This window comes from Achromobacter veterisilvae, assembly GCF_900496975.1.
In the GTDB taxonomy this organism is placed as follows: Bacteria; Pseudomonadota; Gammaproteobacteria; order Burkholderiales; family Burkholderiaceae_B; genus Achromobacter; species Achromobacter veterisilvae.
On the sequence record NZ_UFQC01000020.1, the window covers coordinates 83,225 to 110,075 of the forward strand.

27 protein-coding genes and 1 other RNA gene are annotated in these 26,851 nt (G+C 65.2%); 15 read left to right on the forward strand and 13 right to left on the reverse strand.

Annotated features, from left to right (window positions below; genetic code table 11):
* Position 1 precedes the first annotated feature (1 nt).
* From tolB to AVE30378_RS19100, 6 genes are read right to left on the reverse strand one after another with little or no spacing between them, the layout of a single operon-like run.
* The gene (gene tolB, locus AVE30378_RS19075) at positions 2 to 1,324 is read right to left on the reverse strand and encodes a Tol-Pal system beta propeller repeat protein TolB (RefSeq protein WP_129242423.1); all 1,323 of its coding nucleotides are present in this window, start codon (positions 1,322 to 1,324) and stop codon (positions 2 to 4) included.
* A gap of 16 nt (positions 1,325 to 1,340) precedes the next feature.
* Positions 1,341 to 2,492: a cell envelope integrity protein TolA gene (gene tolA / locus AVE30378_RS19080; protein WP_129242424.1), complete on the reverse strand. Its 1,152-nt coding sequence runs from the start codon at positions 2,490 to 2,492 to the stop codon at positions 1,341 to 1,343.
* Positions 2,493 to 2,531: 39 nt separating this feature from the next.
* The gene (locus AVE30378_RS19085) at positions 2,532 to 2,990 is read right to left on the reverse strand and encodes an ExbD/TolR family protein (RefSeq protein ID WP_129242425.1); all 459 of its coding nucleotides are present in this window, start codon (positions 2,988 to 2,990) and stop codon (positions 2,532 to 2,534) included.
* A complete protein-coding gene (gene tolQ / locus AVE30378_RS19090; protein ID WP_129242426.1) occupies positions 2,990 to 3,670 on the reverse strand; it encodes a protein TolQ in 681 nt (226 codons plus the stop codon). The genes AVE30378_RS19085 and tolQ overlap by 1 nt, the downstream gene beginning before the upstream one ends.
* 2 nt (positions 3,671 to 3,672) lie before the next feature.
* Positions 3,673 to 4,095: a tol-pal system-associated acyl-CoA thioesterase gene (gene ybgC / locus AVE30378_RS19095; protein WP_129242427.1), complete on the reverse strand. Its 423-nt coding sequence runs from the start codon at positions 4,093 to 4,095 to the stop codon at positions 3,673 to 3,675.
* 58 nt (positions 4,096 to 4,153) lie between these two features.
* Positions 4,154 to 5,884 (reverse strand): proline--tRNA ligase, encoded by a 1,731-nt coding sequence (locus AVE30378_RS19100; protein ID WP_129242428.1) that lies wholly within the window; start codon positions 5,882 to 5,884, stop codon positions 4,154 to 4,156.
* Positions 5,885 to 5,949: 65 nt separating this feature from the next.
* On the opposite strand from AVE30378_RS19100, the gene AVE30378_RS19105 reads away from it, so the two are divergent.
* The 6 genes from AVE30378_RS19105 to AVE30378_RS19130 all read left to right on the forward strand — a co-directional run bounded on the left by AVE30378_RS19105 (position 5,950) and on the right by AVE30378_RS19130 (position 11,977).
* A complete protein-coding gene (locus AVE30378_RS19105) occupies positions 5,950 to 6,522 on the forward strand; it encodes an RNA pyrophosphohydrolase (protein ID WP_042796390.1) in 573 nt (190 codons plus the stop codon).
* The gene (locus AVE30378_RS19110; protein ID WP_062681263.1) at positions 6,503 to 7,183 is read left to right on the forward strand and encodes a response regulator; all 681 of its coding nucleotides are present in this window, start codon (positions 6,503 to 6,505) and stop codon (positions 7,181 to 7,183) included. The genes AVE30378_RS19105 and AVE30378_RS19110 overlap by 20 nt, the downstream gene beginning before the upstream one ends.
* A complete protein-coding gene (locus tag AVE30378_RS19115; RefSeq protein ID WP_244235099.1) occupies positions 7,180 to 8,712 on the forward strand; it encodes a sensor histidine kinase in 1,533 nt (510 codons plus the stop codon). Before AVE30378_RS19110 ends, AVE30378_RS19115 begins: the two co-directional genes overlap by 4 nt.
* Positions 8,713 to 8,971: 259 nt before the next feature.
* Positions 8,972 to 9,400 carry a tripartite tricarboxylate transporter TctB family protein gene (locus AVE30378_RS19120; protein ID WP_129242452.1) on the forward strand — a complete coding sequence of 143 codons (429 nt, stop codon included), beginning with the start codon at positions 8,972 to 8,974 and terminating at the stop codon, positions 9,398 to 9,400.
* A gap of 6 nt (positions 9,401 to 9,406) precedes the next feature.
* Entirely contained in the window at positions 9,407 to 10,936 is a 1,530-nt protein-coding gene (locus AVE30378_RS19125) for a tripartite tricarboxylate transporter permease (RefSeq protein ID WP_129242429.1), read from the forward strand.
* A gap of 111 nt (positions 10,937 to 11,047) precedes the next feature.
* Positions 11,048 to 11,977 (forward strand): 2-hydroxyacid dehydrogenase, encoded by a 930-nt coding sequence (locus AVE30378_RS19130; RefSeq protein ID WP_129242430.1) that lies wholly within the window; start codon positions 11,048 to 11,050, stop codon positions 11,975 to 11,977.
* Here AVE30378_RS19130 and AVE30378_RS19135 read toward each other — a convergent pair.
* A complete protein-coding gene (locus AVE30378_RS19135; protein ID WP_129242431.1) occupies positions 11,971 to 12,906 on the reverse strand; it encodes a LysR family transcriptional regulator in 936 nt (311 codons plus the stop codon). The genes AVE30378_RS19130 and AVE30378_RS19135 overlap by 7 nt on opposite strands.
* 204 nt (positions 12,907 to 13,110) lie before the next feature.
* Here AVE30378_RS19135 and AVE30378_RS19140 point away from each other — a divergent pair, with 204 nt between their 5' ends.
* Positions 13,111 to 13,740 carry an FMN-dependent NADH-azoreductase gene (locus AVE30378_RS19140; protein ID WP_129242432.1) on the forward strand — a complete coding sequence of 210 codons (630 nt, stop codon included), beginning with the start codon at positions 13,111 to 13,113 and terminating at the stop codon, positions 13,738 to 13,740.
* A 65-nt stretch (positions 13,741 to 13,805) separates the two neighbouring features.
* Here AVE30378_RS19140 and AVE30378_RS19145 read toward each other — a convergent pair whose 3' ends face one another.
* The 4 genes from AVE30378_RS19145 to AVE30378_RS19160 form a co-directional block, all read right to left on the reverse strand.
* Entirely contained in the window at positions 13,806 to 14,711 is a 906-nt protein-coding gene (locus AVE30378_RS19145) for an NAD(P)-dependent oxidoreductase (protein WP_129242433.1), read from the reverse strand.
* 58 nt (positions 14,712 to 14,769) lie between these two features.
* A complete protein-coding gene (locus AVE30378_RS19150; RefSeq protein ID WP_129242434.1) occupies positions 14,770 to 16,374 on the reverse strand; it encodes a gamma-glutamyltransferase family protein in 1,605 nt (534 codons plus the stop codon).
* A gap of 181 nt (positions 16,375 to 16,555) precedes the next feature.
* Positions 16,556 to 18,061, reverse strand: a complete 1,506-nt coding sequence (locus tag AVE30378_RS19155; RefSeq protein ID WP_129242435.1) for a tripartite tricarboxylate transporter permease — start codon at positions 18,059 to 18,061, stop codon at positions 16,556 to 16,558.
* Positions 18,062 to 18,074: 13 nt separating this feature from the next.
* Positions 18,075 to 18,539, reverse strand: coding sequence for a tripartite tricarboxylate transporter TctB family protein (locus AVE30378_RS19160; RefSeq protein ID WP_129242436.1), 465 nt, complete (start codon positions 18,537 to 18,539; stop codon positions 18,075 to 18,077).
* Between the two features lie 474 nt (positions 18,540 to 19,013).
* On the opposite strand from AVE30378_RS19160, the gene AVE30378_RS19165 reads away from it, so the two are divergent.
* From AVE30378_RS19165 to AVE30378_RS19180, 4 genes are all read left to right on the forward strand, one after another.
* Positions 19,014 to 19,460: a hypothetical protein gene (locus tag AVE30378_RS19165; protein ID WP_165360241.1), complete on the forward strand. Its 447-nt coding sequence runs from the start codon at positions 19,014 to 19,016 to the stop codon at positions 19,458 to 19,460.
* Positions 19,460 to 19,771, forward strand: a complete 312-nt coding sequence (locus AVE30378_RS19170; RefSeq protein WP_129242438.1) for a cell division protein ZapA — start codon at positions 19,460 to 19,462, stop codon at positions 19,769 to 19,771. Before AVE30378_RS19165 ends, AVE30378_RS19170 begins: the two co-directional genes overlap by 1 nt.
* A 48-nt stretch (positions 19,772 to 19,819) precedes the next feature.
* Positions 19,820 to 20,004: non-coding RNA, 6S RNA (gene ssrS, locus AVE30378_RS19175), on the forward strand.
* Positions 20,005 to 20,082: 78 nt separating this feature from the next.
* Entirely contained in the window at positions 20,083 to 20,841 is a 759-nt protein-coding gene (locus AVE30378_RS19180) for an SIMPL domain-containing protein (RefSeq protein WP_129242439.1), read from the forward strand.
* Here the strand turns inward: AVE30378_RS19180 and lgt are convergent.
* Entirely contained in the window at positions 20,816 to 21,604 is a 789-nt protein-coding gene (lgt, locus tag AVE30378_RS19185) for a prolipoprotein diacylglyceryl transferase (RefSeq protein ID WP_129242440.1), read from the reverse strand. The genes AVE30378_RS19180 and lgt overlap by 26 nt on opposite strands.
* Before the next feature lie 77 nt (positions 21,605 to 21,681).
* On the opposite strand from lgt, the gene ilvD reads away from it, so the two are divergent.
* The 3 genes from ilvD to msrA all read left to right on the forward strand — a co-directional run bounded on the left by ilvD (position 21,682) and on the right by msrA (position 24,321).
* Entirely contained in the window at positions 21,682 to 23,367 is a 1,686-nt protein-coding gene (gene ilvD, locus AVE30378_RS19190) for a dihydroxy-acid dehydratase (RefSeq protein ID WP_129242441.1), read from the forward strand.
* Entirely contained in the window at positions 23,351 to 23,686 is a 336-nt protein-coding gene (locus AVE30378_RS19195; RefSeq protein ID WP_208742411.1) for a c-type cytochrome, read from the forward strand. The genes ilvD and AVE30378_RS19195 overlap by 17 nt, the downstream gene beginning before the upstream one ends.
* Positions 23,687 to 23,766: 80 nt before the next feature.
* Positions 23,767 to 24,321 carry a peptide-methionine (S)-S-oxide reductase MsrA gene (msrA, locus tag AVE30378_RS19200; RefSeq protein WP_129242442.1) on the forward strand — a complete coding sequence of 185 codons (555 nt, stop codon included), beginning with the start codon at positions 23,767 to 23,769 and terminating at the stop codon, positions 24,319 to 24,321.
* 103 nt (positions 24,322 to 24,424) lie between these two features.
* On the opposite strand, the gene hppD is transcribed toward msrA, so the two are convergent.
* The gene (gene hppD, locus AVE30378_RS19205; protein WP_129242443.1) at positions 24,425 to 25,537 is read right to left on the reverse strand and encodes a 4-hydroxyphenylpyruvate dioxygenase; all 1,113 of its coding nucleotides are present in this window, start codon (positions 25,535 to 25,537) and stop codon (positions 24,425 to 24,427) included.
* Positions 25,538 to 25,692: 155 nt separating this feature from the next.
* On the opposite strand from hppD, the gene AVE30378_RS19210 reads away from it, so the two are divergent.
* Entirely contained in the window at positions 25,693 to 26,169 is a 477-nt protein-coding gene (locus AVE30378_RS19210; RefSeq protein ID WP_129242444.1) for an Lrp/AsnC family transcriptional regulator, read from the forward strand.
* Positions 26,170 to 26,851: the final 682 nt, after the last annotated feature.

Sequence of the window (26,851 nt, forward strand, 5' to 3'; positions counted from 1 at the left end):
GTTATCGGGTAAATGGGCCCCAAGTCGGTTCACGTATTTCCCCGTTCAGTACCGAAAGCGTCTGCCGTACGCGGCCATCGCTCGAGACACCCGCAAGCACGCTACGGCCATTTTGGATGGCGGCGTAAAGGACTTGCATGCCATTTGGCGCAAAGCTCGGGGACTGATCGTCACGACCATCAGTCAGCAAGGTCTCGGCGCCTGAGGACAGGTTCAACGACGCGATTCGAAACGCGCCGTCGCGTCTTGCAACGTACAGCAGCGTCGATCCATCGGGGGAAATTCGGGGTGAGATGTTGTAACCACCATTAAACGTGAGGCGGCGTGCTTCGCCACCACTCGAGCCGGTCTGATAGATCTGCGGCCCGCCGCTGCGGTCACTCGTAAAGATAATGGATGCCCCGTCCGGCGTAAAGCTCGGTTCGGTGTCGATACCGGGAGAACGCGTAACTCGGGTCGGATTGGAGCCGTCGGACGCGCCGACGATGTAAATTTGCGACAAACCATCGCGGGTCAGCGCCACCGCCAGCTTGGAGCCGTCGGGCGACCAGCCGGGCGCGCTGTTGTTGCCCTTGAAGTTGGCGACCGGCGCGCGGGCGCTGGAGGCCAGGTTGTGCACGTACACCACCGGCTTGCCGGATTCGAAGCTGACGTAGGCCAGCTTGGAGCCGTCGGGCGACCAGGACGGGGAAATGATGGGCTCGCGCGAACGCAGGGCCACTTGCGGATTCTGGCCGTCGGCGTCGGCCACCTGCAGTTCGTAGGTGGCGCCTTTCTTCAGCACATACGCGATGCGGGTCGAGAACACGCCGCGAACGCCGGTGATCTTCTCGTAGATGCGGTCGGCGATCTGGTGCGCCACGCGGCGCAGCTCTTGTTCGGTGCCCGAGAACGCCACGCCATCCAACTGGCCCTTCTTGACGGTATCGGCAAGGCGGTAGCGGACGTCGTAGCGGCCGTCGGCACCGCGCGAAATGCTGCCGTAGGCGATGAAGTCGGCGCCCTTGGCGCGCCAGTCGTCGTGGGCGATGGGGGAGTCCACGTTCAGGCCGGAACCCGCGGCGTTGATCAGGCGGAACTGGCCCGTGCGGGTGAGATCGGCGCGGATCACGTCGGCCAGGGCGCGGCCATGCGTGTCATCGACGGCGAAATCGGCGATCGCCACGGGATACTGGGTGGCACCGGTGCCCGAGATATCGACGCGCAACTGCGCCTGGGCGGGTTTCATGGCCATCAGGCAGGCCAGCGCGAGCATCAGCAGGCCGAGTCCATACGATCGCCAGAGAGCGAGCTGGGGTACTCGTCGGCTATAAGCGGGAGTCATATTCTTCAATCTCCTGTCAATCATACATTCTGTACACAACATCGATAATGGGTTCGTAGCGGCCCGTCGAGGGCTTCGGGAAGGGGTTGCAGCGGCGGATGCCGGTTTCGACCGCGCGGTCGAAGCCGGCATTGCCCGAAGAACTGGTCAACGTCACGCCGTTGACTTTCCCGTCGGAACCTAACTGTACCCGGTATTGTGCCGTGGGATTTTCCGATCCGCTGCGGGGCGGGGGCGGATAAGCCACCCCCGGCTGCACGCAGGCGCGGACCTTGGCGCCATAGCCGCTGTCGCGTCCGCCGCCCGCCTGGTTGCGGTCGGCGGTGCCGCCCGGAATGCCCGCGGCGCCCAGGGCGTCGTTGCGGAACGCGTCCTTCAGCGCCTTGTCGGCGGCGGCCTTCTTGGCGGCATCTTCCTTCGCCTTTTTCTCGGCGGCGGCCTTCTTTTCGGCGGCAACCTTCTCGGCCGCCGCTTTTTCCTCGGCGGCCTTGTCGGCTGCGGCTTTTTCGGCAGCCGCCTTTTCCGCGGCGGCCTTCTTGGCGGCGTCTTCCTTGGCCTTCTTCTCGGCGGCCGCCTTGTCGGCGGCGGCTTTCTCGGCCGCGGCCTTCTCCGCGGCAGCCTTCTCAGCGGCAGCCTTCTCAGCGGCGGCTTTTTCGGCGGCCTGGCGTTCCTGCTCCAGGCGCTTCTTCTCTTTCAGCTCGGCCTGCTTGCGCTCTTCCTCGATGCGCGCCTTTTCCTTGGCGGCTTCGGCGGCCTGGCGCGCCTTTTCCTCTTCTTCGCGCTTCTTCTTGGCTTCCTGAAGCGCGATCTCGGGGTCGACTTCCTCGGTCTTGGGCTGAACCTGGGGTTCGGGCTCGGGAGGAGGCGGCGGCGGCGGAGGGGGCGGCGGCTCGGGCGCCTTTTCAGGTTCGGGCTGCGGCTCGGGCTTGGGTTGCGGCTTGGGAGGTTCGGGCTGGGGCGTGGGCGGAGGCGAGACGGGCGAATTGCCGTCCGCCCAGAGTTCCACCTGCACGGGGCCGGGGTTCTCCGAGCGCCAGTTCACGCCAAAGATCAAGACGATCAGCAGCAGCACGTGCACCGCCACGGCCAGGAGCAATGCCTTCCGGTTGTCGTGGTTGGGCGGGGGGGCCGGGGGGCCGCTGCGGTGTCGGATTATGGGTGGCGTCATGAGCGTTGCATGCCGGCGGCGCCGGCGGAAGGCGTCGCGTTAGCGTTTTTTCGCGGGTGCGGGCTGGGGGGCGCCGGAGGATTGGTCCACCAGCAGACCCAGGCGGGTGATGCCGTTGGTGCGCAATTCGTCCATGACCTTCACCACCGTCTCGTACGGCACTTTGCCGTCGGCGGCGATGACCACCGGCGTTTCCGCGGTAATGCGCGAGCGCACTTGCGCCACCAGTTCGGGGCGCGCGATGTCCTGCGGGGTGGCGCCGGGTTCGCGCATGCGCAGGGCGACCTTGCCGTCTTCCGAAATCTGGACTTCCAGCGGCTTGACCGGCACCTCGGAGGCGGCGCCCACTGAGGGTAGCTGGATCAGGCCGGGCGTGATGAGGGGGGCGGTCACCATGAAGATGACCAGCAGCACCAGCATCACGTCGATGTACGGCACCACGTTGATGTCGGCCTTCATGCGGCGGCCGGACCTGCCGCGTGAGCTTACCGAGGGCATTAGCGCACCTGCCGTTGCAGAATGTTCAGGAATTCATCGACGAAGCTGTCGAAACGGATCGAGATGCGGTCGATATCGTTGGTGAAGCGGTTGTAGGCGACGACAGCCGGGATGGCGGCGAACAGGCCGATGGCGGTGGCGATCAGCGCTTCCGCGATGCCGGGGGCCACCGAGGCCAGGGTGGCCTGCTGCATGTTCGACAGGCCGATGAAGGCGTGCATGATCCCCCAGACCGTGCCCAGCAGGCCGATGTAGGGCGACACGGAACCGGCCGAGGCCAGGAAGTTCAGGTGCGACTCGAGCGCGTCCATTTCGCGCTGGTAGGCGGCGCGCATGGCGCGGCGCGGGCCGTCCAGCACGGCGGTGGCGTCGCCGGAGGCGTTGCCGCGGCGGGCCTTCAGGAATTCGGTCATGCCGGCATCGAAGATGCGGGCCAGCGCGCCCTGTTCGTCGCGGCGCGAGGCCACCGCCTGCTGCAGCATGGACAGGTCGCCGCCCGACCAGAAATCATCCTCGAAACGGCGGGTCTGGGCATGCGCGCGCTTGATGGCCAGACGCTTGGCGAAGATGTAGGTCCAGGACATGATCGAGATGCCCAACAGCATCAGCATGATCAGTTGGACCGGCACGCTGGCGTGGGTAATCAGCGAAAGCAACGACATGTCGTTGGTGACTTGCATGGTTATTCCTGAATGAATTCCAGTTTGGCGCGAACGTCAGCCGGCAATTCCGCCGGCCGCATGTGAATGGCATCGACGCAGCAGACTTGGATGTTGCCTTCGGCAAGCAGTTCCCCGTCGCGCTCCGCGCGCTGCGCGAAGTGTATCGAAGCGCGGCCCAGTCGTGTGACCCGGCTGCGTATGGTAAGCAAATCGTCCAGCCTGGCGGGTTTCCGGTACGACATGTCCAGCGCGCGGACGACGAACAGCCGTTGCTCGCTGGCGGCCAGGCCGGACTGGTTGACTCCCAGGTCGCGCAGCCACTCGGTGCGCGCGCGTTCCAGGAATTTCAAGTAGTTGGCGTAGAAAACCACTCCGCCTGCGTCCGTGTCCTCGTAGTAGACACGGACTTGCAGGACGGATTCGGGGGACTTCGGGTCGGTCACGATACAGAGGGGCAGATTTCGGGGACGGGACGCAGGAAGTCCGTAGTTACTGCAAGGTTCACAGGGTGTCGAGCTTCGTCAGCACGGCTTCCAGCGCGGACTCTACCGGAATCTTGGCCGCTTCGGTTTCCCGACGGGCCTGCAATTCCACCACACCATCGTTCAGGCCGCGTTCTCCAACTGTTACACGCAACGGCGCGCCGATCAATTCCCACTCGGCGAACATCACGCCGGGGCGGGCGTCGCGGTCGTCCAGGATGACGTCGACGCCCCGCGCCAGGAGGGATTCGTAGAGTTTCTGGGCGGTGTCACGCACGGTTTCACTTTTGCCCCAGCCCACCGGGCAGATGACCACCTCGAAAGGCGCGATCGCGCGGGGCCAGATGATGCCGCGGGCGTCGTGGTTCTGCTCGATGGCGGCGCCCACGATGCGGGTCACGCCGATGCCGTAGCAGCCCATTTCCAGCACCGCCGGCTTGCCGGTCTCGTCCAGGAAGGTGGCCTTGAGGGCTTCCGAGTACTTCTTGCCCAGGTAGAAAACGTGGCCCACTTCGATGCCGCGCTGGATGGAAAGGGTGCCCTTGCCGTCCGGGGAGGGGTCGCCGGCGACGACGTTGCGCAGGTCGGCCACCCGTTCCGGCTCGGGCAGGTCGCGGCCCCAGTTCACGCCCTGGATGTGGAAGTCTTCCTTGTTCGCCCCGCAGACGAAGTCGGCCATGTTGGCCACGGTGCGGTCGGCGATGACGTGCACCGGACGGGCGGTCTTGACCGGGCCCAGGTAGCCGGGCTTGCAGCCGAAGTGCTCGACGATCTCGGTTTCCGTGGCGAAACGGAAGCCGGCCAGGCCGGGCAGCTTGCCCGCCTTGATTTCGTTGAGTTCGTGGTCGCCGCGCAGCAGCAGCAGCCAGATGTCGACCCGGCCCTTGTCGCCGTCGGTGGCCAGCACGATGGATTTGATCGTGCGTTCCAGCGGCAGGCCCAGCAGGCGGGCCACGTCCTCGCACTTGGCCGCGCCCGGCGTGGGCACGTCGGCCATGGCCTGGGCGGGCTCGGCGCGCGTGGCGTACAGCGCGGGCGCCTCGGCCAGCTCGATGTTGGCGGCGTAGTCGGATTCGGCGTTGTAGACCAGCAGGTCTTCGCCGGTGTCGGCGATCACCTGGAATTCGTGGCTGCGGGTGCCGCCAATCGAGCCCGTGTCGGCCGCCACCGCGCGGAATTCCAGGCCCAGGCGGCCGAAAATGCGCATGTAGGCGTTGAACATGATGTCGTAGCTGCGCTGGGCGCCGGCTTCGTCGCGGTCGAAGGAATAGGCGTCCTTCATGGTGAATTCGCGGCCGCGCATCAGGCCGAAGCGCGGGCGGCGCTCGTCCCGGAACTTGGTCTGGATGTGATAGAAATTCAGCGGCAGTTGCCGGTAGCTGTGGATTTCATTGCGGGCGATGTCCGTAATGACTTCCTCGGACGTGGGCTGCAGCACGAAATCGCGCTGGTGCCGGTCTTTGATGCGCAGCAGTTCGGCGCCGTACTGCTCCCAGCGGCCCGACTCCTGCCAGAGTTCCGCCGGCTGGACCACCGGCATCAGGAGTTCGATGGCGCCCGCGGCGTTCATCTCTTCCCGGACGATGGCCTCGACCTTGCGGATGATCTTCAGCCCCAGGGGCATGTAGGTGTAGATGCCGCCCGCGAGCTTGCGGATCATGCCGGCCCGGGTCATCAGTTGGTGGCTGGCGACTTCGGCCTCGGAAGGGGCTTCTTTGAGGGTGTTGATGTGGTAGTTGGATGCGCGCATGTTTAAAGGTGGCAGCAGATACGTATAATCGACCGTAATTGTATTGAATTCGGTGGGGGTGGCCCATGCTTGACCGCGAAGGCTACCGCCCCAATGTCGGCATCATTCTCGTCAACGGTAGAAACGAGGTCTTTTGGGGCAAGCGTATCAGGGAACATGCCTGGCAGTTCCCCCAGGGCGGCATCAAATATGGCGAAAGCCCGGTGCAGGCCATGTATCGCGAACTCCATGAAGAGGTGGGCTTGAAGCCCGAGCATGTCCGTATTTTGGGGCGTACACGCGATTGGTTACGTTATAACGTGCCCGATCACTTCGTCCGGCGTGAGTGGCGTGGCCACTATAAAGGACAAAAACAGATTTGGTTCTTGTTGCGCCTGGTGGGACGTGACAGCGACGTTTGCCTGCGCGCGACGCAGCATCCGGAATTCGATGCCTGGCGCTGGAGCCAGTATTGGGTGCCCCTGGACGCCGTGATCGAGTTCAAGCGCGATGTCTATACCCAGGCGTTGAACGAGTTGTCGGCTATCCTCTTTCGGCGTCACCACGAAACCCGCTACTTGCGCCAGCGGGTGCATGGGCAGCGGGCGGCAGAGAATTTGCCCGAAGGAACGGACGGTCATGCGCATATTGTTGGTTGAAGACGAACGGGACATGGCGTCCTGGCTGATGCGCGCGCTAGCCCAGAGTGGGTTCGTGCCGGATCACGCGGCGGACGCCCGGACGGCCGAGGCCTTCATGGCGGGCACCGAGTACGACGCCATCGTCATGGACTTGCGCCTGCCCGACAAGCACGGGCTGGTGGTCCTGCGCGAAATGCGCAACCGGGACGACCGCACGCCGGTTCTGCTGCTGACCGCCCAGGGCGCCCTGCAAGACCGCGTGCGCGGCCTGAACCTGGGCGCGGACGACTTCCTGACCAAGCCGTTCGCGCTGGAAGAACTGGAAGCGCGGCTCACCGCGCTGGTGCGCCGCAGCCGCGGCCGCCAGCATCCGCGCCTGCAATGCGGTTCGCTGTCCTACGACAGCGAAAGCCGCGCCTTCACCCTGGACGGCTCCCTTTTGTTCCTGACGCCGCGCGAACACGCCGCCCTGGCGGCGCTCTTGACCCGCAGCGGCTATCCGGTGGACAAATCCCAATTGTTCGGCAAGGTCTTCACGCACGACAGCGAAGCCAATCCCGACGCCATCGAGGTCGTGCTGCACCGGCTGCGCAAGAAGCTGGCGGGCAGCGACGTGCGCATCGTGACGGTGCGGGGGCTGGGCTACATGCTGGAAAGCGTCGCCAGCGAGTCGGCTTGAGCTTGCGGATACCCGGGTTGCCGCGCGTCGGCATTCGCGCGCTGCTCATCATCCTGCTGCTGCCGGGCGTGGTGGTGCTGCTGGTCGTGGACAGCCTGAACGACTACCGCACGCTGGCCGAAATCACCAACGAGGCCTACGACAGCGCGCTGGTGGAGCCCGCCCGCGTCCTGGAAAGCAGCCTCGAATTCACGCCCGACGGCAAGCTGCAGGTCGCCACGCCGCTCTATGCGCAGGTGATGCTCGAATCCCGGGCGGGCCTGCGCAAGTACTTCCGCATCGAAGAAATCGATCCGCCCCTGCCGGACGGTTCGCCGGTGCCCACGGACCCGGGAAAGACCCTGCTGGGCATGCCGGAAATGCCGCGCCCGCCCAACTGGCCGCGTTCCAATGGCCAGCCCGTTTTCTATGATAGCGTCTATCGCAACGATCCCGTGCGGGTCGTCTCGGTGGTGCGGGACCTGTACTACCAGGGGCAGCACCGCCAGGTGCTGGTGGTCGTGGCCGAAAGCACCGGCAAGCGCATCGAGGCCGAGAACCGCGCGCGGCGCCAGGAAATCCTGCGCGACACCCGCATGCTGGCGCTGGTGGTGCTGCTGGTCTGGTGGGGCGTGTCCTGGGCGCTGAAGCCGCTGCGCCGGCTGCGCAACGATATCCGGGGGCGCCGCCCCGACGACCTGACGCCGCTGGACGCGTCGCGCGTGCCCAGCGAAGTGGCCCCGCTGGTCGACGCCGTCAACCACCACATCGCCCGCTACCGCCGGGTGCTGGACGAACAGTCGCACTTCCTGGCCGACGCGTCCCACCAATTGCGCACGCCGCTGGCCATCATGCTGACGCAGGCGCAGTATGCGCTGCGCGAACGGGATCCGGCGCGGGCGCAGGAAGGCCTGCGCGGCATTGTCGACCAATTGGGCCGCACCCGCCGCCTTACCGAACAACTGCTGTCGCTGGCGCATGCCAACCAGGCCGACCCGTTGCCGCGCCAGTTGCTGGACATGAACGCCGTGTCGCGCGAAGTGGTGCTGCAATACCTGCCGCTGGCGCACGAGAAGCAGCAGGACCTGGGGTGGGTGCAGGCCGGCTCCGAAGAAGGGCAGGAGACGCCCGTGCCGGTCTCGGGCAACGAGGCCGAACTGCACGAGGCGCTTTCGAACCTGGTGCACAACGCCATCCACTACGCGCCCGTGGGCGCTCGCATCACCGTGTCCGTCTGCCGCGAGGAAAACCGCGCGGAAGTCGCCGTGTCCGACAATGGCCCGGGGCTGGACCCGGTCTTGCGCAAGCGCGCGTTCGCGCGTTTCGAACGGGTCGGCACGGACAAGCCGGTCGCCTCGTCGGGCTCGGGCCTGGGGCTGGCGATCGCCCGCGCCTACGCCCGCCGCAACGACGGCGACATCGAACTGCGCGACGGCGAACCCAACGCGCAGGGGGGCGTCGGCCTGTCGTCCGTGCTGTGGCTGCCGCTCGCCTCGACCGTCTCGCAGTATCCGCGCCCGCTCGAAGTCGAGCTCAAGGGCGACCAATAATCCCCGCAAGCCGCTTTCACCACCGCTTACACATGAGATCCGCCTTCCGGTCAGGGATTACCCCTGGATTCAGGAAGGCGACAGCGCACAGAAAGCGAATTCGCAGCTTCCTTCCGTAATCTGCGCTCCGGCCTGTCGTCAGAGGCCGGGTGGCGTCCGTCCGGGGCGGCACATCGAGGGCCGGCATGTGCCCTGCATCAGGAAGGAGGATGAAGTGCAAAAAACAATCAACAGGAAGGACTATTACGGCGGAGCGCTGATGGTCCTCATCGGGCTGGGGGCGATCTACGGCGGGACCGACTATCACATCGGGACGTTGAGCCACATGGGCCCGGGTTTCTTTCCCGCGGCGCTCGGCGGCCTGCTGGCGTTGACGGGGGCGCTGATCGCGATATCGGCGCGCTCGGGCGGGACGGCCGCGCCGGCGCCCGGCGACGGCCACGCCCACGGGCTGCCGGACCTCCGCGGCGGCGTCTGCATCCTGCTGGGCATCCTGGCCTTCCTGGCCCTGGGCCACTACGGCGGCCTGCTGCCCGCCACGTTCGCCATCGTATTCATTTCCGCGCTGGGCGACCGCAAGAACACGATCAAGCAGGCGTTCCTGCTGTCGATCGCCATGGCCGCGATCGCGGTCGTCGTTTTCTGGTGGGCGCTGCAATTGCAGTTGCCGCTGTTTCGCTGGGGTTGAAGCACCATGATTTCCCAATCCTTGATGGACCTCTGGTACGGCTTCGGCGTCGCCTTCCAGTGGCATAACCTCATGTGGTCGTTCTTCGGCGTGCTGGTGGGCAACCTCATCGGCGTGCTGCCCGGCATGGGCGCCCTGTCGGCCATTTCCATCCTGCTGCCGCTGACCTATGTGATGCATCCGGTGCCCGCCATCCTGATGCTGGCCGGTATTTTCTACGGCTCGCAGTACGGCGGCGCCATCGGCGCGATCCTGCTCAACCTGCCTTCGCATCCGCCCCACGCGGTCACCTGCCTGGACGGCTATCCGCTGACCAAGCAGGGCAAGGGCGGGACGGCGCTGGGCATCACGATGATCTGCTCGTTCTTCGCCGCCTCGGTGGGGATCATCGTCATGATCTTCGCCTCGCCGCTGCTGGTGGAAGTGGCCTTCAAGTTCGGTCCGACCGAAATCTTCTCGATCATGCTGCTGGGGCTGCTGGCGGGCGCGACGATGTCCCGCGGCTCGCCGCTGAAGGGCGTGGCGATGACCTTGTTCGGCCTGATGTGCGGCGTGGTGGGCACGGACGTGAACACGGGCACCATCCGTTTCTCGTTCGGCCTGCTGGACCTGTCGGACGGCCTGGAACTGGTGGCGATCTCCATGGGCCTGTTCGGCGTGGCCGACTTCCTGATGAGCGTCAACCGCATGAGCATCATCGGCAGCGGCGCGAAGCTGCGCCTGAAGGACATGCGGCCCAGCAAGCAAGAACTCAAGACCGCCTTCTGGCCCATGGTCCGCGGCACCGCGGTGGGCACGCTGTTCGGCGCCATGCCCGGGACCGGCCCCACCATCACCACGTTCGTGGCCTACGCGCTGGAGCGCAAAATCTCCAAGACGCCGGAGAAGTTCGGCACCGGCATGATCGCCGGCGTGGCCTCGCCCGAAGCGTCCTCGCACTCCAAGACGCAGGTGGACTTCATCCCGACGATGAGCCTGGGCATTCCGGGCGACGCCGTGATGGCGTTGATCCTGGGCGCGCTGCTGATCCAGGGCATCCAGCCCGGCCCGCAACTGATCACCGAGCATCCGGACATCTTCTGGGGCCTGATCGCCAGCTTCTGGGTGGGCAACGTGCTGCTCATGGTGCTGAACGTGCCGCTGATCGGCGTGTGGGTGAAACTGCTGCAGGTGCCTTATCGCTACCTGTTCCCGTCCGCGCTGTTCTTCATCGCGGTGGGGGTGTTCAGCACGCAGAACAGCCTCTTCCAGATCTGGGAAGTGCTGGCCTTCGGCGTGATCGGCGCCATTCTGATGACCCTGGAGTTTTCCGTGGCCCCCATCCTGCTCGGCTTCGTGCTCGGGCCGATGGTGGAAGAGAACTTCCGCCGCGCGCTGCTGCTGTCGCGCGGCGACCTGGCGGTGTTCGTCGAACGCCCGATCAGCGCCTGGTTCATCGCCGCGAGCGCCTTGCTGATCGCGCTGCAGGTGTGGGCGTTCCTGCGCCGCGGCCGCAACAAGGGCGGGGACAAGCCCGAAGTGCCGCAGACAGCCTGAGCGGGTATCCCGTCCCTCCCGAACACGGCCCGGCCTTCGCCGGGCCGTTTGATTTGTGGCGCGGCATCCCTCATGCTTGGGGTTCCCCGAGTTCCGCACATGAATGCCACCATGCACATACTTTTTGCCTGTCCTCACCACGATCCCGACGCCTGGGTCCCGCGCCTGGCGGCCGCCATGCCCGGCTGCCGCATTTCGGTATGGGATCCCGACGGCCCGCCCTCGGGTGCGGACATCGCCCTGGTCTGGCGCCCGCCGGCCGAACTCTTCAAACACGAGACCGGCCTGACGACGCTGTTCAACCTGGGCGCGGGCGTCGACGCCTTGCTGAAAATGCCCGAGATCCCGTCCCACGTGCGCATCGTGCGCCTGGAAGACGCGGGCATGGCGGTGCAGATGGCCGAATACGCGCTGTATGCGCTGCTGCGCGTCTCGCGCGATTTCGAAGCCTTCGACCATGCCCAGGCGCGCCAGCATTGGGACACCCGCGAAGGCAGCCGGCCGGCCGATTGGCCGGTGGGCGTGCTGGGGCTGGGGCAGGTGGGCCTGCGCGTGGCGCAGACCCTGGCCGACTTCGGTTACCCGGTGGCGGGCTGGTCGCGTTCGCCGCGCGACGTCCCCGGGGTCGAATCCTTCGCGGGCGTGGCCGCGCTGCCGGCGTTCCTGGCCCGCACGCGATTCCTGGTGAACGTCCTGCCGCTGACGCCGGATACCGTCGGGATCCTCAATCGCGATACGCTGTCGCGGCTGCTGCCCGGCGCCCATCTGGTCAACGTGGGGCGCGGCGAGCACCTGGTCGAGGACGACCTGGTCCAGATGCTCGAAGAAGGCGAGATCGCCGGCGCCACGCTGGACGTCTTCCACACCGAGCCCTTGCCGCGGGACCACCCGTTCTGGCACGACGCCCGGGTGCACGTGACGCCCCATATCGCGGCGCGCACGCTGCGCGACGAAAGCATTGCGCAGATCGCGGGCAAGGTCGCGCAGTTGCAGCGCGGCGAGGCGATCAGCGGCGTGGTGGAGCGCTCGCGCGGCTATTGAGCCGCCGGCGCCGGCGCCTTTTCCAGCCGCTGGTACATGGAGGGCAGGCGCTCCGACAGGAAATCGAGCAGGGCGCGCACGGCGGGCATCATGCCTCGCCGCGACGGATAGATGCAGTGCACGATCCCTTCGGGCGACTGCCACTGCGGCAGCACCGGCACCAACTGGCCGCGCCGCAATTCCTCGTGGGTCGCGATCGAGGGCAGCAGCGCGATGCCCCGTCCGCGCACCGCCGCTTCGGTCAGCACGATGAAGTCATTGCAGGATAGCTGCGGCTTCAGTTCGATGTGCACTTCTTCGCCCTTGTCGTTGCGCAGCGGCCAGCGCACTTCGTGTTGCGGGTCGCTGAAGCTCAGCGTGGTGTGGGTGGCCAGATCCTGCGGCGTGTCGGGCACGCCGTAGCGTTGCAGGTAGCCCGGGCTGGCGACCAGCGTGCCCCGCGCCGTGCCGAAGTGGCGCACCACCAGTTCGGCGTCCGTATCCAGCTTGGTGCGCACGCGCAGCGCCAGGTCCACGCCCTCGCGTATCAGGTCCACGCGGCGGTTGGTCACCAGCAACTGCACGGATATCGCCGGCCAGGCGTCCAGGAACTCGGGCAGCAGCGGCGCCAGCACGTCCTGCGCGATAGAGACCGGGCAGCTTACGATCACGGGCCCGCTGGGCTCCGACTGCAACTGCCGCATGGCCTCGTCGGCCGCGCGCGCGGACGCCGCCATTTCGCGGCAGTAGTGCAGATAGCGTTCGCCGGCGGAGGTCAGGCGCAGCCGGCGGGTCGTGCGTTGCAGCAGGCGCACGCCCAGGCTTTCCTCCAGGTGCGAGATCCGGCGCGACAGCCGGGATTTCGGGATGTCCAGCGCCCGCGCCGCGGCGCTGAAGCCGCCTTGCTCGACGACTTGGGAAAAATAGTAGAGGTCATTGAGATCTTGCATGATTGTTCTATATCTGGAACGAACAGTTCATCATAACCCTATTTATGTGAACAATTAACCCGTCTACAGTGGCGCCATGCATACGGCATCAGCCCACGCCAATCCGGCGGCAGGCCAAGCCCGCCGGCCTGTTCCGGCATCGGGCGCGGCGCTGGCGGATGCCCGCCGCCCGCGACGCGCGGGCCCCCACTGGAGAAATTTGCAATGAAGACCCTGGTAATCCTTTCCTCGATTCTCGGCGACCGTTCCAACAGTAAGCAATTGGCCGATCACCTGATTGCGCGCGTCAAGACCGCCAATCCGGCCGCGGCCGTCAAGGTGCGCGACCTCGGCGCGCAGCCCATCCCGTACTTCGACGGCAACACCGCCGGCGCGCTGTTCACCCCGGCCGACGCGCGCACCGTCGAGCAGCACCGCATCGTCGAAATGAGCGACGAGCTGATCGCCGAACTGATGGAAGCCGACCGCATCGTCTTCGCCGTGCCGGTCTACAACTTCAACCTGCCCGCGCAATTCAAGAGCTACCTCGATCATGTCGCCCGCGCCGGGGTCACGTTCCGTTATACGTCGGAAGGCGTGCCCGAAGGGCTGATCAAGGGCAAGCAGGTCTTCGTGCTGACCGCTCGCGGCGGCAAGGCCGAAGGCACCCCGTCCGACACGCTGACGCCCTATCTGCGCCAGATGCTGGGCTTCCTGGGCATGGACGACCTGACGTTCGTCGCCGCGGAAGGCATGGCCATGGGCGAAGTCGCGGCGCTGGAAGGCGTTGCCCAGGCCAGGCAGCGCATCGACGCGCTGGTGTCCGGCGCGGCGCCGGCCAGCCTGGCGGCGTAAGCTTCCCGGCGCAAGCGCAGAAAAGGCGAGCCGCGAGGCTCGCCTTTTTCTTGCCCCGCCGGCGCTCAGCCGCGCAGGCGCTTGATCAGGCTGGACGTATCCCAGCGGTTGCCGCCCATTTTCTGGACATCGCCGTAGAACTGGTCCACCAGGGCGGTCAGGGGCAGGCGCGCGCCGTTGTGGCGGGCCTCGGCCAGCACCAGCCCGAGGTCCTTGCGCATCCAGTCCACCGCGAACCCGAAGTCGAACTTGTCGTCGACCATGGTGCCGCCGCGGTTCTCCATCTGCCAGCTCTGCGCCGCGCCCTTGCTGATCACGTCCAGCACCAGCTTCATGTCCAGGTCGGCCGCCTGGCCGAAGGCGATCGCTTCGGACAGCCCCTGCACGACGCCGGCGATGCAGATCTGGTTGACCATCTTGGCCAGTTGGCCGGCTCCCGGCGGCCCGACCAGCGTCACGGCGCGGCCAAAGCTCTGCGCCACCGGCTTGATCGCGTCGAACACGGCCGGCTCGCCGCCGCACATGATGGTCAGCGCGCCGTTGACCGCGCCCGCCTGTCCGCCCGACACCGGAGCATCCACGAAATTCAGCCCCAGGTCCTTGGCCTGCGCGTAAAGCTCGCGAGCCACGTCGGCCGACGCGGTCGTGTGGTCGACGAAGACGGCGCCCGGCGTCATGCCCGCGAACGCGCCGTCCGGCCCCAGCACGACACTGCGCAGGTCGTCGTCGTTGCCGACGCAGGCGAAGACGATCTGCGCGCCCGCGACGGCTTCGCGGGGCGTGGCCGCGCTCTTGCCGCCGAACTCGGCCACCCAGGCCTGGGCTTTCGCCGGCGTGCGGTTGTAGACGGTGACGTCGTGACCCGCGCGGGCCAGATGGCCGGCCATGGGCAGGCCCATCACGCCCAGTCCGAGGAAAGTGACTTTCTGGGCTACAACCGCGTCGTAGCTCTTGGTACCGATCGTTGCCATGCAGGGAACTCCGCTCTATGAGGGTAAGGTCAGTCTGAGGACACTAACCTTAACGCAATCAAAAGCCCGCGGCGAGCCCATCCCGGCGGCTGTCGCTCGCGCAGACGTAGCCGTCCACCGCCGGATCGCCCAGGCGCCAGATGAACTGGCCCGAGCCGAAGTCCATGTAGGGGTCTTCCAGGCCTTCGAGGACGTGGCCCCGCGCACGCAGGCCCTGGGCCACGGACGGGGCCAGGCCGGCCTCCACGTCCACCGCCAGTCCATGGTTCCATTTCCAGCGGGGCGCGTCGCAGGCGGCCTGCGGCTGCTGGCCGTAGTCCAGCATGCGCACGAGCGTCTGCACCTGCCCCTGGGGCTGCATATTGCCGCCCATGACCCCGAAACTCATGACGGGGGCGCCGTCGCGCATCAGGAAGCCGGGGATGATGGTGTGGAAAGGCCGCTTGCCGCCGGCCACCGCGTTGGGGTGGGCGGGGTCGGCGCTGAAGCAGTGCCCGCGGTTCTGCAGGCTGACGCCGGTGCCGGGCACCACCACGCCCGAGCCGAATCCCATGTAGTTCGACTGGATGAAGCTCACCATCATGCCGTTCCTGTCGGCGGCGGTCAGGTAGACCGTGCCGCCCTGCGGCGCATGGCCGCTGTCGAAGGCCTGGGCGGCGGCGGGGTCGATCAGGCGCGCGCGCTCGGCCAGGTAGCCTGGCTGCAGCATCTGTTCGGGCGTCACGCGCATGTGGCGGGCATCGGCCACGTGCGCGTAGACGTCGGCGAAGGCCAGCTTCATCGCTTCGATCAGCAGGTGCTGCGTGTCGGGATGGTCGACGGGGCGGGCCGCCACGTCGAAGTGCTGCAGAATGCCCAGGGCGATCAGGGCGGCGATGCCCTGGCCATTGGGAGGAATCTGGTGCAGCGTATGGCCGCGGTACGACTGGCCTATCGGTGACACCCATTCCGGCGCGTAGTCGCGCAGGTCCGCCAGCGTCAGCGCGGCGTCGTGCGCCTGGGCATGCGCCACCAGCTTGTGGGCCGTTTCGCCTTCATAGAAATCCCGTCCGCCGGTGGCCGCGATGCGCTTGAGCGTGGCCGCGGCCCCTTGCAGGACGAAGTGCTCGCCGACCTGCGGCGCGCGGCCGCGCGGCAGGAAATGGTCCGCGAAGCCGGGTTGCGGCTGTAGCGCATCGGCCTGCCCCGCCCATTTCTGCTGCACGACCGGAGACACGGCAAAGCCGCGTTCGGCGTATTCGATGGCCGGTTCGAGGACGTCGGCGAACGCCAGGCTCCCCAGCTTTTCGTGCAGGGCGGCCCAACCGGCCACGCAGCCCGGGACGGTCACGCTGTCCCAGCCCCGGGCCGGGATCAGGCCCTGGTGCCTGCGCCGGAAATAATCGATGTTCCAGGCTGCGGGAGCCGTGCCGGAGGCATTCAGCCCGTGCAGTTTCGAGCCGTCCCAGACGATCGCGAAGCAGTCCGATCCCAACCCGTTGCTGACCGGTTCGGTCAGGGCCAGCGTGGCGGCCGCCGCAATCGCGGCGTCGACCGCATTGCCGCCTCGCGCCAGGATCCGCAGGCCGGCCTGGGCCGCCAGCGGTTGCGAAGTGGCGACGACATTGCGGGCGAACACTGGCCGGCGGGTGCTGGGGTAAGGGTTGTTCCAGTCGAAATTCATCTCGAATCATCGCGTGGGGTAAACCCGTAGCTTAACGTAGAAGACCGGAATCGTAGAACAGTCAGTCTTGTATTGTATTAATTAGTTTCTTTTGTCTTGGGCGGCCAGACCAAAAAAACCCCCGGACCAGGCCGGGGGTTCTTGGGGGCGGGACCGCCGCCGAGGGGCGGCAAGCCGCGCTTTACTCTTCTTCGACGAAGGTTTCTTCGCGCTTCTTGCGGATGGCGGGCAGCGCCACCAGGATCACGAGGAAGACAGCCACGGCCAGCAGCGAAGCCGACAGCGGACGCGTGACGAAGGTGGTGAAGTCGCCGCGCGACAGCAGCAGGGCACGGCGGAAGTTCTCTTCCATCATGGGGCCCAGGACCAGGCCCAGCAGCAGCGGAGCGCCTTCGCATTTCAGCTTGGACCACACGTAGCCGATGACGCCGAAGATGGCCGTGGTGAAGATGTCGAAGGTGTTGTAGTTCAACGAATACACACCGATCGTGCAGAACACCAGGATCGCCGGGAACAGGATGCGGTAGGGCACCTTCAGCAGCTTGACCCACAGGCCGATCAGCGGCAGGTTCAGCACCACCAGCATCAGGTTGCCGATCCACATCGAGGCGATCAGGCCCCAGAACAGCTCCGGGTGGCTCGTCATGACTTGCGGGCCGGGCTGGATGTTGTGGATGGTCATCGCGCCAACCATCAGCGCCATCACGGCGTTGCCCGGGATGCCGAGCGTCAGCAGCGGGATGAACGAGGTCTGGGCCGCGGCGTTGTTCGCCGATTCCGGACCGGCCAGGCCGGCCGGGTGGCCCTTGCCGAAGCGTTCCGGATTCTTCGAGATCTTCTTTTCCAGCGTGTACGACGCGAACGACGACAGCACGGCGCCACCGCCCGGCAGGATGCCCAGGGCCGAACCCAGGGCCGTGCCGCGGATCACCGCCGGATACGACTCTTTGAATTCCTGCTTGTTGGGATACAGCGAGCCGATCTTGTCGGTGATGTCGACGCGGTTTTCCTTCTGCTCGAGGTTGGTCATGATTTCGGCGAAGCCGAACACGCCCATGGCCACGATGGCGAAGTCGATGCCGTCCTGCAGTTCGGGGATGCCGAAGTCGAAGCGGGCGACGCCCGAGTTCACGTCGGTGCCCACCATGCCCAGCAGCAGGCCCAGCAGGATCATCGCGATCGCCTTGGGCAGCGAGCCCGAGGCCAGCACCACGGCGCCGACCAGGCCCAGGCACATCAGCGAGAAGTATTCGGCGGGGCCGAACTTGAACGCGACTTCAGCCAGCGGGGGCGCGAAGGCGGCCAGCAGCAGCGTGGCCACGCAGCCGGCGAAGAACGAACCCAGGGCGGCGATGGCCAGGGCGGCGCCGGCGCGGCCATTGCGGGCCATCTGGTGCCCGTCCAGCACGGTCACCACCGCGGACGTTTCCCCTGGCAGCGCCACGAGAATCGCCGTCGTGGAGCCGCCGTACTGGGCGCCGTAGTAAATGCCGGCCAGCATGATCAGGCCGGCCACCGGAGGCAGCACGTACGTGATCGGCAGCAGCATCGCGATGGTCGGGACCGGGCCGATGCCCGGCAGCACGCCGATCAGCGTGCCCAGAATGCAGCCCAGCAGGGCGTAAAGCAGGTTTTCGGGCGTGAACGCCACCGAGAAACCCAACATCAGGTTGTCAAACAATTCCATGACCGGTTGCTCCTTAGTTCATGCCCAGAAAGGACGGCCACAGCGGGAAAATCAGCCCCAGCCCCCTGACGAATGCCAAATACGAGAAGATCACCAGGAAGATGCCGTTGGCGACGGCGACCTTCAGGCTGAACTCGTGGCTGGCCAGGCTGCTGACGACAACCAGGACGAATACCGAGATATAGATGCCCAGCAGTTTGAGGATGAAGCCGTAGAGCACGACCGATCCGACCACCAGGAAAACGATGCGCCAGTCGAACTTGTCGACGTGCGTTTCATGGGCTTTCTTGGACAGCGAGCCAAGCAGCACGATGGCACCCAGCAATGCCAGAACAATGCCTAGCCAGAAAGGAAAATACCCTGGGCCCATCCGTGCGGCAGTACCCATTTGGTAGCTGCTGGCTTGCCAGGCGAATCCCAGTCCAAGGGCGATGAACATCACCCCCGACCAGAAGTCCTGTCGATTGCGTAGCTGCATGATTGGTTGGCTCCTGTTTACAGCATGTAGATAGAAAAAGGTTTGTAGCCGGAAAGGCCCGCCGAAAGGCGGGTGACAGGCACAAAAAAGGCACTTCGGGGTGCCATTTGTTCTTCTGAAAGCGACGGCGTGGTTTCTTGAAAGGGCGAATGGTAATGGACGCCCGGCACGCTGCAAACCCTGTAAGCTCGGTGAAAGCCTGGGGTTTTCCCTAAAATTGGGGAACTCCCGACCCCAAGTTGTAACGGGGCAGGAAGTTTGAGGGCTTTTTGAAAGCTAAGTGAAAGTTTATAGAAAGAAATGCGAAAGCAGGATCGGCCAGATGCGGGATTTCTGCCATCGGATTTTTTTCGGCGCGGAATCGGGTAAGGTCGCATCCCGAAGCCACAGCCGTAATTCCTACCGAATATTGCCGGGTTTCTCACCTTGCGTGAAGAGGCCCCCTCCAACCCAGGATGGTTTACGATAGCGCCCATGCTGCAAGATCTAGACCAACTCGCTGCCCGCATCGGGCAACTGGTGCAACGCACCCGCCAACTCCACGCAGAGCGTGACGCGTTGCGCGCCCGTCTGAACGAAACCGAAGCTGAGCAGCGCGTGCTGAAGCAGCGCGCCGCCGAGCGCGAGGCCGAGATCGTCACGCTGCAAAGCAAGCTTCAGGAACACGACGGGGCCGTCAGCGCCATGCTCGAGCAAGCCCAGCAGGCCGAAGTCGCGCTGCGCGAACAACTGGCCCGCGAAACCGCCGAGCGCCATTCGCTCGAATCGCGTTTCTCCGCAAGGGAAACCGAATTGCAGGGCAACCTGCACACCCGTGACACCGAACTACAGCGCTTGCGCGTGGCCGCCGCTTCGGCCCGCGAGCGCATCGACGCCGTGCTGGCCCGCTTGCCGGGTGCGCCGTCTGGAGAGCAACACTGATGGAACGCGTAGATGTAACGATACTGGGGCGCGACTATTCCCTGGCGTGCTCCGCGGAAGAGAAGCCGACCTTGGTGGCCGCCGTGCGCCACGTGGACCAACTGATGCTGCGCATCCAGGGCACGGGCAAGGTTTCGAGCAACGAACGCATCGCCGTGATGGCCGCATTGCAGATCGCGGGCGAACTGCTTGCGATGAAAGCGCCCGACGGTCCCTTGGGCGGTTTGGCGGTCGGCGACTTCAAGCGTAGAATCGAGGACATGAACGCAGCACTCGATGACGCCTTGTCGGGTCAGGAAAAGCTGCTCTAACAGTTCATCAGGCTGTAGTTCATCAAGCTGTAGTCAAGATTTTTCAGTTTGTCCCTGCCGTGTTCGTGACTAGGCCATACATTCTCTGAACCTATGTCTTATGGCATATTGGTTGCGGGAGTGCAGAGCTGGAGTGATCGTCTCCTGTAGACGAACCCGACGCTCTACGGAACGCGACCACCTTGAACCTCAGGGTTCGAGATGCCGGCCTTGACGGCACAGGCGGGGCATCTATCCCAGCGGACCTGCCCTGAGCGCAGGTCCGCGCCGGGCGCCTCCCTCCCCATCGTCCTCCCTCCTAGGACCCGTCCATGTTCAAACACCCCGTTTTTTCGCTGACCAGACTCGGTGCGGCGTGCGCAGCCGTGGCCGCTCTTGCCGCCGTGCAGCCCGCCTACGCGCAGGCGCAAGCGCCCGCCGCCGCGGAAACCGTCGCGAGCCGCGCTCCCGAGCTGTCGCTGCAGGCCACCGCGTCTTCCGAGGTCAAGCAGGACACTGTCCGCATCTCGCTGTCCGCCGAAGTCGACGCGCCGGATCAGCCCGGCGCTGGCAAGAAGCTGAGCGCCGCGCTGGACGACGTGGTCAAGCGCGCGCGCGACGTCAAGGGCGTGGAAGTGCGGACGGGCGGCTACAACGTGTGGCCCAATACCAGCAGCAAAGGCAAGATCGCGTCCTGGCGCGGCCATGGCGAAGTGATCCTGGAATCCAAGGACTTCGAAGCGGCCGCCGCCCTGGCGTCCAAACTGTCGGACAAGACCGCCATCTCCAACATCGGCTTCCTGTTGTCGCGCGAGGCGCGCGAGGCCGAAGAGCGCAAGCTGCTCAAAGAGGCCGCGCAAGCCTTCAAGGACCGCGCGCTGGCGGCCGCCAATGCCTTCGGTTTTTCCGGCTATCGCCTGAGCAAGCTGGAACTCGGCGGTTCCGGCGGTTCGGGGCCGGCGCCCATGCCCCGCATGCTGGGGGCGGCCATGGCCAAGGACGCCTCCGCCGGCTATAGCCCGGACGTCCCGCTGGAAGCGGGAGAGGTCACGGTCAGCATCGCGGTCAACGGGACGATCGTTTTGCAGTAACGCTGAACATGATGGCGCCCAGGGCGACCATCGGCAGGGACAGCCACTGTCCCATGCTCAATCCGCCCGCGAGCAGGCCCAGGAAATTGTCCGGCTCGCGGGTGAACTCCACCAGGAAGCGGAACGTCCCGTAGCCCATCAGGAACAGGGCGCTTACCTGGCCGAGCGGACGCGGTTTGCTCGAAAACCACCACAGCAGCAAGAAAAGCACGATGCCTTCCAGGCCCAGCTCATAGAGCTGCGACGGATGCCGCGGCAGGCCGTCGCCGCTGTCCGGGAAGACCATGGCCCAGGGCACGTCCGTGGGCCGGCCCCAGAGTTCCCCATTGATGAAGTTGCCCAGGCGGCCGAAGCCCAGCCCCAGCGGGATCAGCGGCGCGATGAAATCGCTGACCGCGAAAAAGGGCAGTTTCTTCTTGCGCGCGAACAGCAGCATCACCAGGATCACGCCGATCAGGCCGCCGTGGAACGACATGCCGCCCTGCCACAGATACAGCACCTCGACAGGATGGGACAGGTAGTGCGACGGCTTGTAGAACAGCACATAGCCCAGCCGCCCGCCCAGCACCACGCCCAGCACGCTGTAGAAGATGAGGTCTTCCAGGTCCCGCACGTTCAGCGACGTCGTGTGGCCGCTGGTGATGCGCCGGCGGCCCAGCAGGTACACCAGCGCGAAGCCCACCAGGTACATAAGCCCGTACCAATGAATGGCAAGCGGCCCGATCTGCAGGGCGACGGGGTCGAATTTTGGATATTGCAGCATGGTCTGCCCGACACAATGAAGTTGAATGATAATAACCGGCAAGCCCGCGTCCCGATGGCCGACAGGAGACACAGACCATGCCGCACAACGAACGTTCCCGACACATCACCCAAGGCGTCGCGCGCGCGCCCAATCGCGCCATGTACTACGCACTGGGCTACCAGGAAGCCGATTTCGACAACCCCATGATCGGCGTGGCCAACGGCCACTCGACCATCACGCCCTGCAACAGCGGCCTGCAACGGTTGGCCGACGCCGCCATCGACGCCATCCGCGCCTCCCGCGCGAATCCCCAGGTGTTCGGCACGCCGACCATTTCCGATGGCATGTCCATGGGCACCGAGGGCATGAAGTACTCGCTGGTGTCGCGCGAGGTCATCGCGGACTGCATCGAGACCGCGGCGCAGGGCCAGTGGATGGACGGCGTGGTGGTCATCGGCGGCTGCGACAAGAACATGCCGGGCGGCATGATCGCGCTGGCGCGCACCAACGTGCCGGGCATCTATGTCTACGGGGGCACGATCAAGCCCGGCCACTACAAGGGCAACGATCTCACCATCGTCTCGGTCTTCGAGGCCGTGGGCGAATACACGATGGGCCGCATGCCCGAAGCGGATTTCAAGCAGATAGAGAAATGCGCGATCCCCGGATCGGGCTCCTGTGGCGGGATGTACACCGCCAACACCATGAGTTCCGCTTTCGAGGCCATGGGCATGAGCCTGCCGTATTCCAGCACGATGGCCAACGAAGACGAGGAAAAAGTCGCCTCCGCGGCGGAATCGGCGCGCGTGCTGGTCGAGGCGGTCAGGCGCAATCTGCGCCCGCGCGACATCATCACGCGCGAGTCCATCGAAAACGCCGTGTCCGTCATCATGGCCACCGGGGGATCCACCAACGCCGTGCTGCATTTTCTTGCGATCGCGCACGCCGCCGAAGTGCCCTGGACCATCGACGACTTCGAGCGCATCCGCAAGCGCGTTCCGGTATTGTGCGACCTGAAGCCGTCCGGCAAGTACGTCGCCACCGACCTGCACCGGGCCGGCGGCATTCCGCAGGTCATGAAGCTGTTGCTCAACGCGGGCCTGCTGCACGGAGACTGCATCACGATCACCGGCAAGACCATCGCCGAAACCTTGGCCGATGTGCCGGACGCGCCGCGCGCGGACCAGGACGTCATCATGCCGCTGGACCGCGCGCTGTATCCGCAGGGCCACCTGGCCATCCTCAAAGGCAATCTGTCGCCCGAAGGGTGCGTGGCCAAGATCACGGGGCTGAAGAACCCCGTCATCACTGGTCCTGCGCGCGTCTTCGATTCCGAGGACGACGCCATGACGGCCATCATGGCTCGCGAGATCCGGGACGGCGACATCGTGGTCATCCGCTACGAAGGCCCCAAGGGCGGCCCGGGCATGCGCGAAATGCTGGCGCCCACCTCGGCGCTGGTCGGGCAGGGCCTGGGCGAAACGGTCGGGCTCATCACCGACGGGCGCTTCTCCGGCGGCACCTGGGGCATGGTGGTGGGCCACGTCGCGCCGGAGGCATTCGTCGGCGGTCCCATCGCGCTGATCCAGGAGGGCGATTCGGTTACCATCGATGCCCACAGGCTGCTGCTGCAGCTCAATATCAGCGACGAAGAAATGGCGGCTCGTCGCCAGGCCTGGGTTCAGCCCAAGCCGCGTTATACACGCGGTGTGCTTGCCAAGTTCGGCAAGCTCGCCAGCACCGCGAGCCGTGGGGCCGTAACCGATGCATTTGAAGAGTAGTCTGTTGTTGGCCGCCGCTTGCGCCCTGGGCGCGGGCGCGGCGCATGCGCAAACCACCGGCCTGGACCTTGCCAAGAACAAGGCCTGTATGGCCTGCCACCAGGTCGAGGCCAGGCGCGTGGGCCCGCCACTGAAAAGCGTGGCCGAACGTTACGCGGGGCAGGGCGACGCCATGGTGGATTACCTGGCGGGCAAGATCCGGGGCGGCGGCCGGGGCGCCTGGGGTGCCGTTCCGATGCCCGCCCAGACGCAGGTCAGCCAGGAAGATGCCCGCTCGCTGGCGGAATGGATCCTGTCGCTGGCGCCGCCCAGGCAGTAGTCTTGCCGGCAGCGTTTCGCGCATGAAACCCGGGCGCTGGCCGCCATCGGCGGCCGCCCATCTAGAAAGAAGGAATCGTCATGGCAGAACAACCCTCCCCAGGCAATGAGGTCGCCGTACTCGGCGGCGGCTGCTTCTGGTGCGTCGAAGCGGTGTTCACCGATCTGCGCGGTGTGAAGAGCGTGCTGCCCGGCTACAGCGGCGGCCACGTGGACAATCCCAGCTACGAGCAGGTGTGCGGCAAGGATACCGGCCACATCGAGGTCGCCCGCGTTGAATTCGATCCGGCCGAGCTGTCCTACGGCGACTTGCTGCGCGTGTTCTTCGCGACCCATGATCCGACCACGCCGGGGCGGCAGGGCAACGACATCGGTCCGCAATATGAATCCGCCATCTTCTGGCAGGACGAGGCCCAGCGCGAACAGGCGCAAGCCGTCATCGCGGAGGTCGAGGCGCAGAAAGTCTACGACGCGCCCATCGTGACCAGGCTGCTGGCGCCCGCCAGGTTCTGGCAGGCCGAGGACTACCATCGCGATTACTTCGCGCTGCATCCCGAGCAGGGCTATTGCCAATTCGTGATCGCGCCCAAGGTCGCCAAGTTCCGCAAGCAGTTCCAGGACCGGCTGAAGAAATAGGAAATAGGCAAAAAAAACCTCACCGAGGTGAGGTTTCAAGGCCGGCGCCGGTGCGCGAGCACCGGTGGCCTGGCCGGGGAAGGAATCGGCCGGGGGCGGGCGTTCAGTCGACCGACTTGACCACGCCGCGGCGCATCTGGTCCAGTTCGATCGATTCGAACAACGCCTTGAAATTGCCTTCGCCGAAACCGTCGTTGCCCTTGCGCTGGATGATCTCGAAGAAGATCGGGCCGATCTGGTTTTCGGTGAAGATCTGCAGCAGCAGGCCGCCGCCCGGGGCGCCGTCCAGCAGGATGCGGTTCTTCTGCAGGCGCGCCACGTCCTCGCCGTGGTTGGGCAGGCGGCGGTCCAGCAGTTCGTAATAGGTATCGGGCGTGTCCAGGAACACGACGCCATTCGCGCGCAGCGCTTCGATGGTGCCGTAGATGTCTTCCGTGGACATGGCGATGTGCTGGATGCCTTCGCCGCGGTACAGGTCCAGGTATTCCTGGATCTGGCCCTTCTCTTCCGTGCCTTCTTCGTTGATCGGAATGCGGATATTGCCGCAGGGCGATGTCATGGCCTTGGACTTCACGCCCGTCACCTTGCCCTCGATATCGAAATAGCGCACTTCGCGGAAATTGAAGAGGCGCTCGTAGAACTCGGCCCACTCGGCCATGCGGCCCTTGTGCACGTTGTGGGTCAGGTGGTCCACCAGCGTCAGGCCGGCGCCGCGGTGGTTCAGGTCCGCTTGCGCGTTCGCCGGGTCCACGGGGACGAAGTCCACGTCATAGATGCTGATGTCGCCGATGCCGCCGTGGCCGTCCTTGCCGGACCAGCGGTCCACCAGGTAGATCAGCGAATCGCCGATGCCCTTGATGGCGGGGATGTTCAGCTCCATCGGGCCGCTGTGCGAATCGAAGCCCCAGGCGCCCAGTTCCAGCGCGCGCTTGTACGCGGCATTGGCGTCCTGCACGCGAAAGCCGATCGCACAGATCGAGGGGCCGTGCAGGCGGGCGAAGCGCTGCGCGAAGGAATCCGGCTCGGCGTTGATCAGGAAGTTCACGCCGCCCTGGCGATACAGCGTCACGTCCTTGTGGCGATGTTTGGCAATGGCCTTGAAGCCCAGCAGCTCGAACACCTTGCGCAGCGCGACGGGGTCCGGCGCCGCGTATTCAATGAATTCGAACCCGGCGGTGCCCATCGGGTTGTCCCAGGGTTGGAAAGCGCTGCTCATAAGTCTGCTCCCTTGCATCGTTTTAAGGATGACCTGTTTTTCAAGTCTAGACGGAGATTGTAGGTAGGAAGGGCGGGCAGACAATTGCAAACATGCCGCGAAAGGCGGCGGTCTGAGCAATAATATTGCCGTATATGAAAAACCAAGGGCTAAAAATGTCTGACATCGAGCTGGATCGGACAGATCTAAGGATCCTGGCGGAACTGCAGCGCGACGGGCGGCTGAGCAACCAGGAGCTGGCGGACCGCGTCTCGCTGTCTCCCAGTCCGTGCCTGCGGCGGGTCCGGCGGCTGGAAGAGAAGGGCTTCATAAAGAAGTACGTGGCGCTGATCGATGCCGAGAAGGTCGGCCTGGGGCTGCTGGCCTATGTGAGCATCCGCCTCAATAAACACAGCGGCTCCAGCCATGCTCCCATCAGCGACTTCGCGCGCGACGTGCAGCTATGGCCCGAAGTCGTCGAGTGCTACGCCATGTCCGGAGACATGGACTATCTGCTGCGGATCCAGGTGGCGGACCTGGCGCACTTTTCGCGCTTCGCGATGGACACGCTCATGCGTCACCCTACCGTGGTCGACATGAAATCCTTCTTTGCGCTCCAGCAGATCAAGGAAACGACCGAGCTGCGCATCTGACCCGGCCCGCCGGGGCCGGTCGGCGCTATGGGCCGCCCGCCAGGTTTCCGCCCTGGCTTCTATATAGGGGAGGGGGCGGCCGGATCCGACCAGCTTGGGGTCGGTCCCCAGAAAAATTCACTTTTCTGCAAAATAGGTGTCATGCTGGCGACACACGTTTAAATTCTGTGCTATAGTCTCGCTCCTTCGCAGTTCAAACAGTTTGTTGAGCAGCGAAGGCAGGAAAGCAAGGAATGAGTTCGGTGGCCGCGATGCGGTGGTCGGCACATGACAGGTCTGGCGGCGCGGCAGGATGGGCCCGTAAGATCGCTGCAAAACGAGCGGGCAGGCGTTTTGCGGTTTTGCAAGATAGGATGCAAGTTAGGCAGAAGCCAGTTGCATAATCTGCAAAAGTTGTGTTATAGTTTCAGGCTTGGCAGTTACCGAAAACTTAGGGTTAACCCTGATATTTCGATAGGTGCTAAATGCCACGGCAGGCGACGCGAAAGCGCCGGGCCAGTCGGCAGGCAGTGCAGGATTTAGCAGTACCGCTCTTTAACAATTAAACAACCGATAAGTGTGGGCGCTTGATGCGGGTGCGGTGATGGGTTGGGTTTTAAACCCCGGCTTTATCACAAGCACAATGAAATCAAGTGCTCACTAGAAGTGAAGTACCTTAGATGTCAAGTCTAAGCACATACCT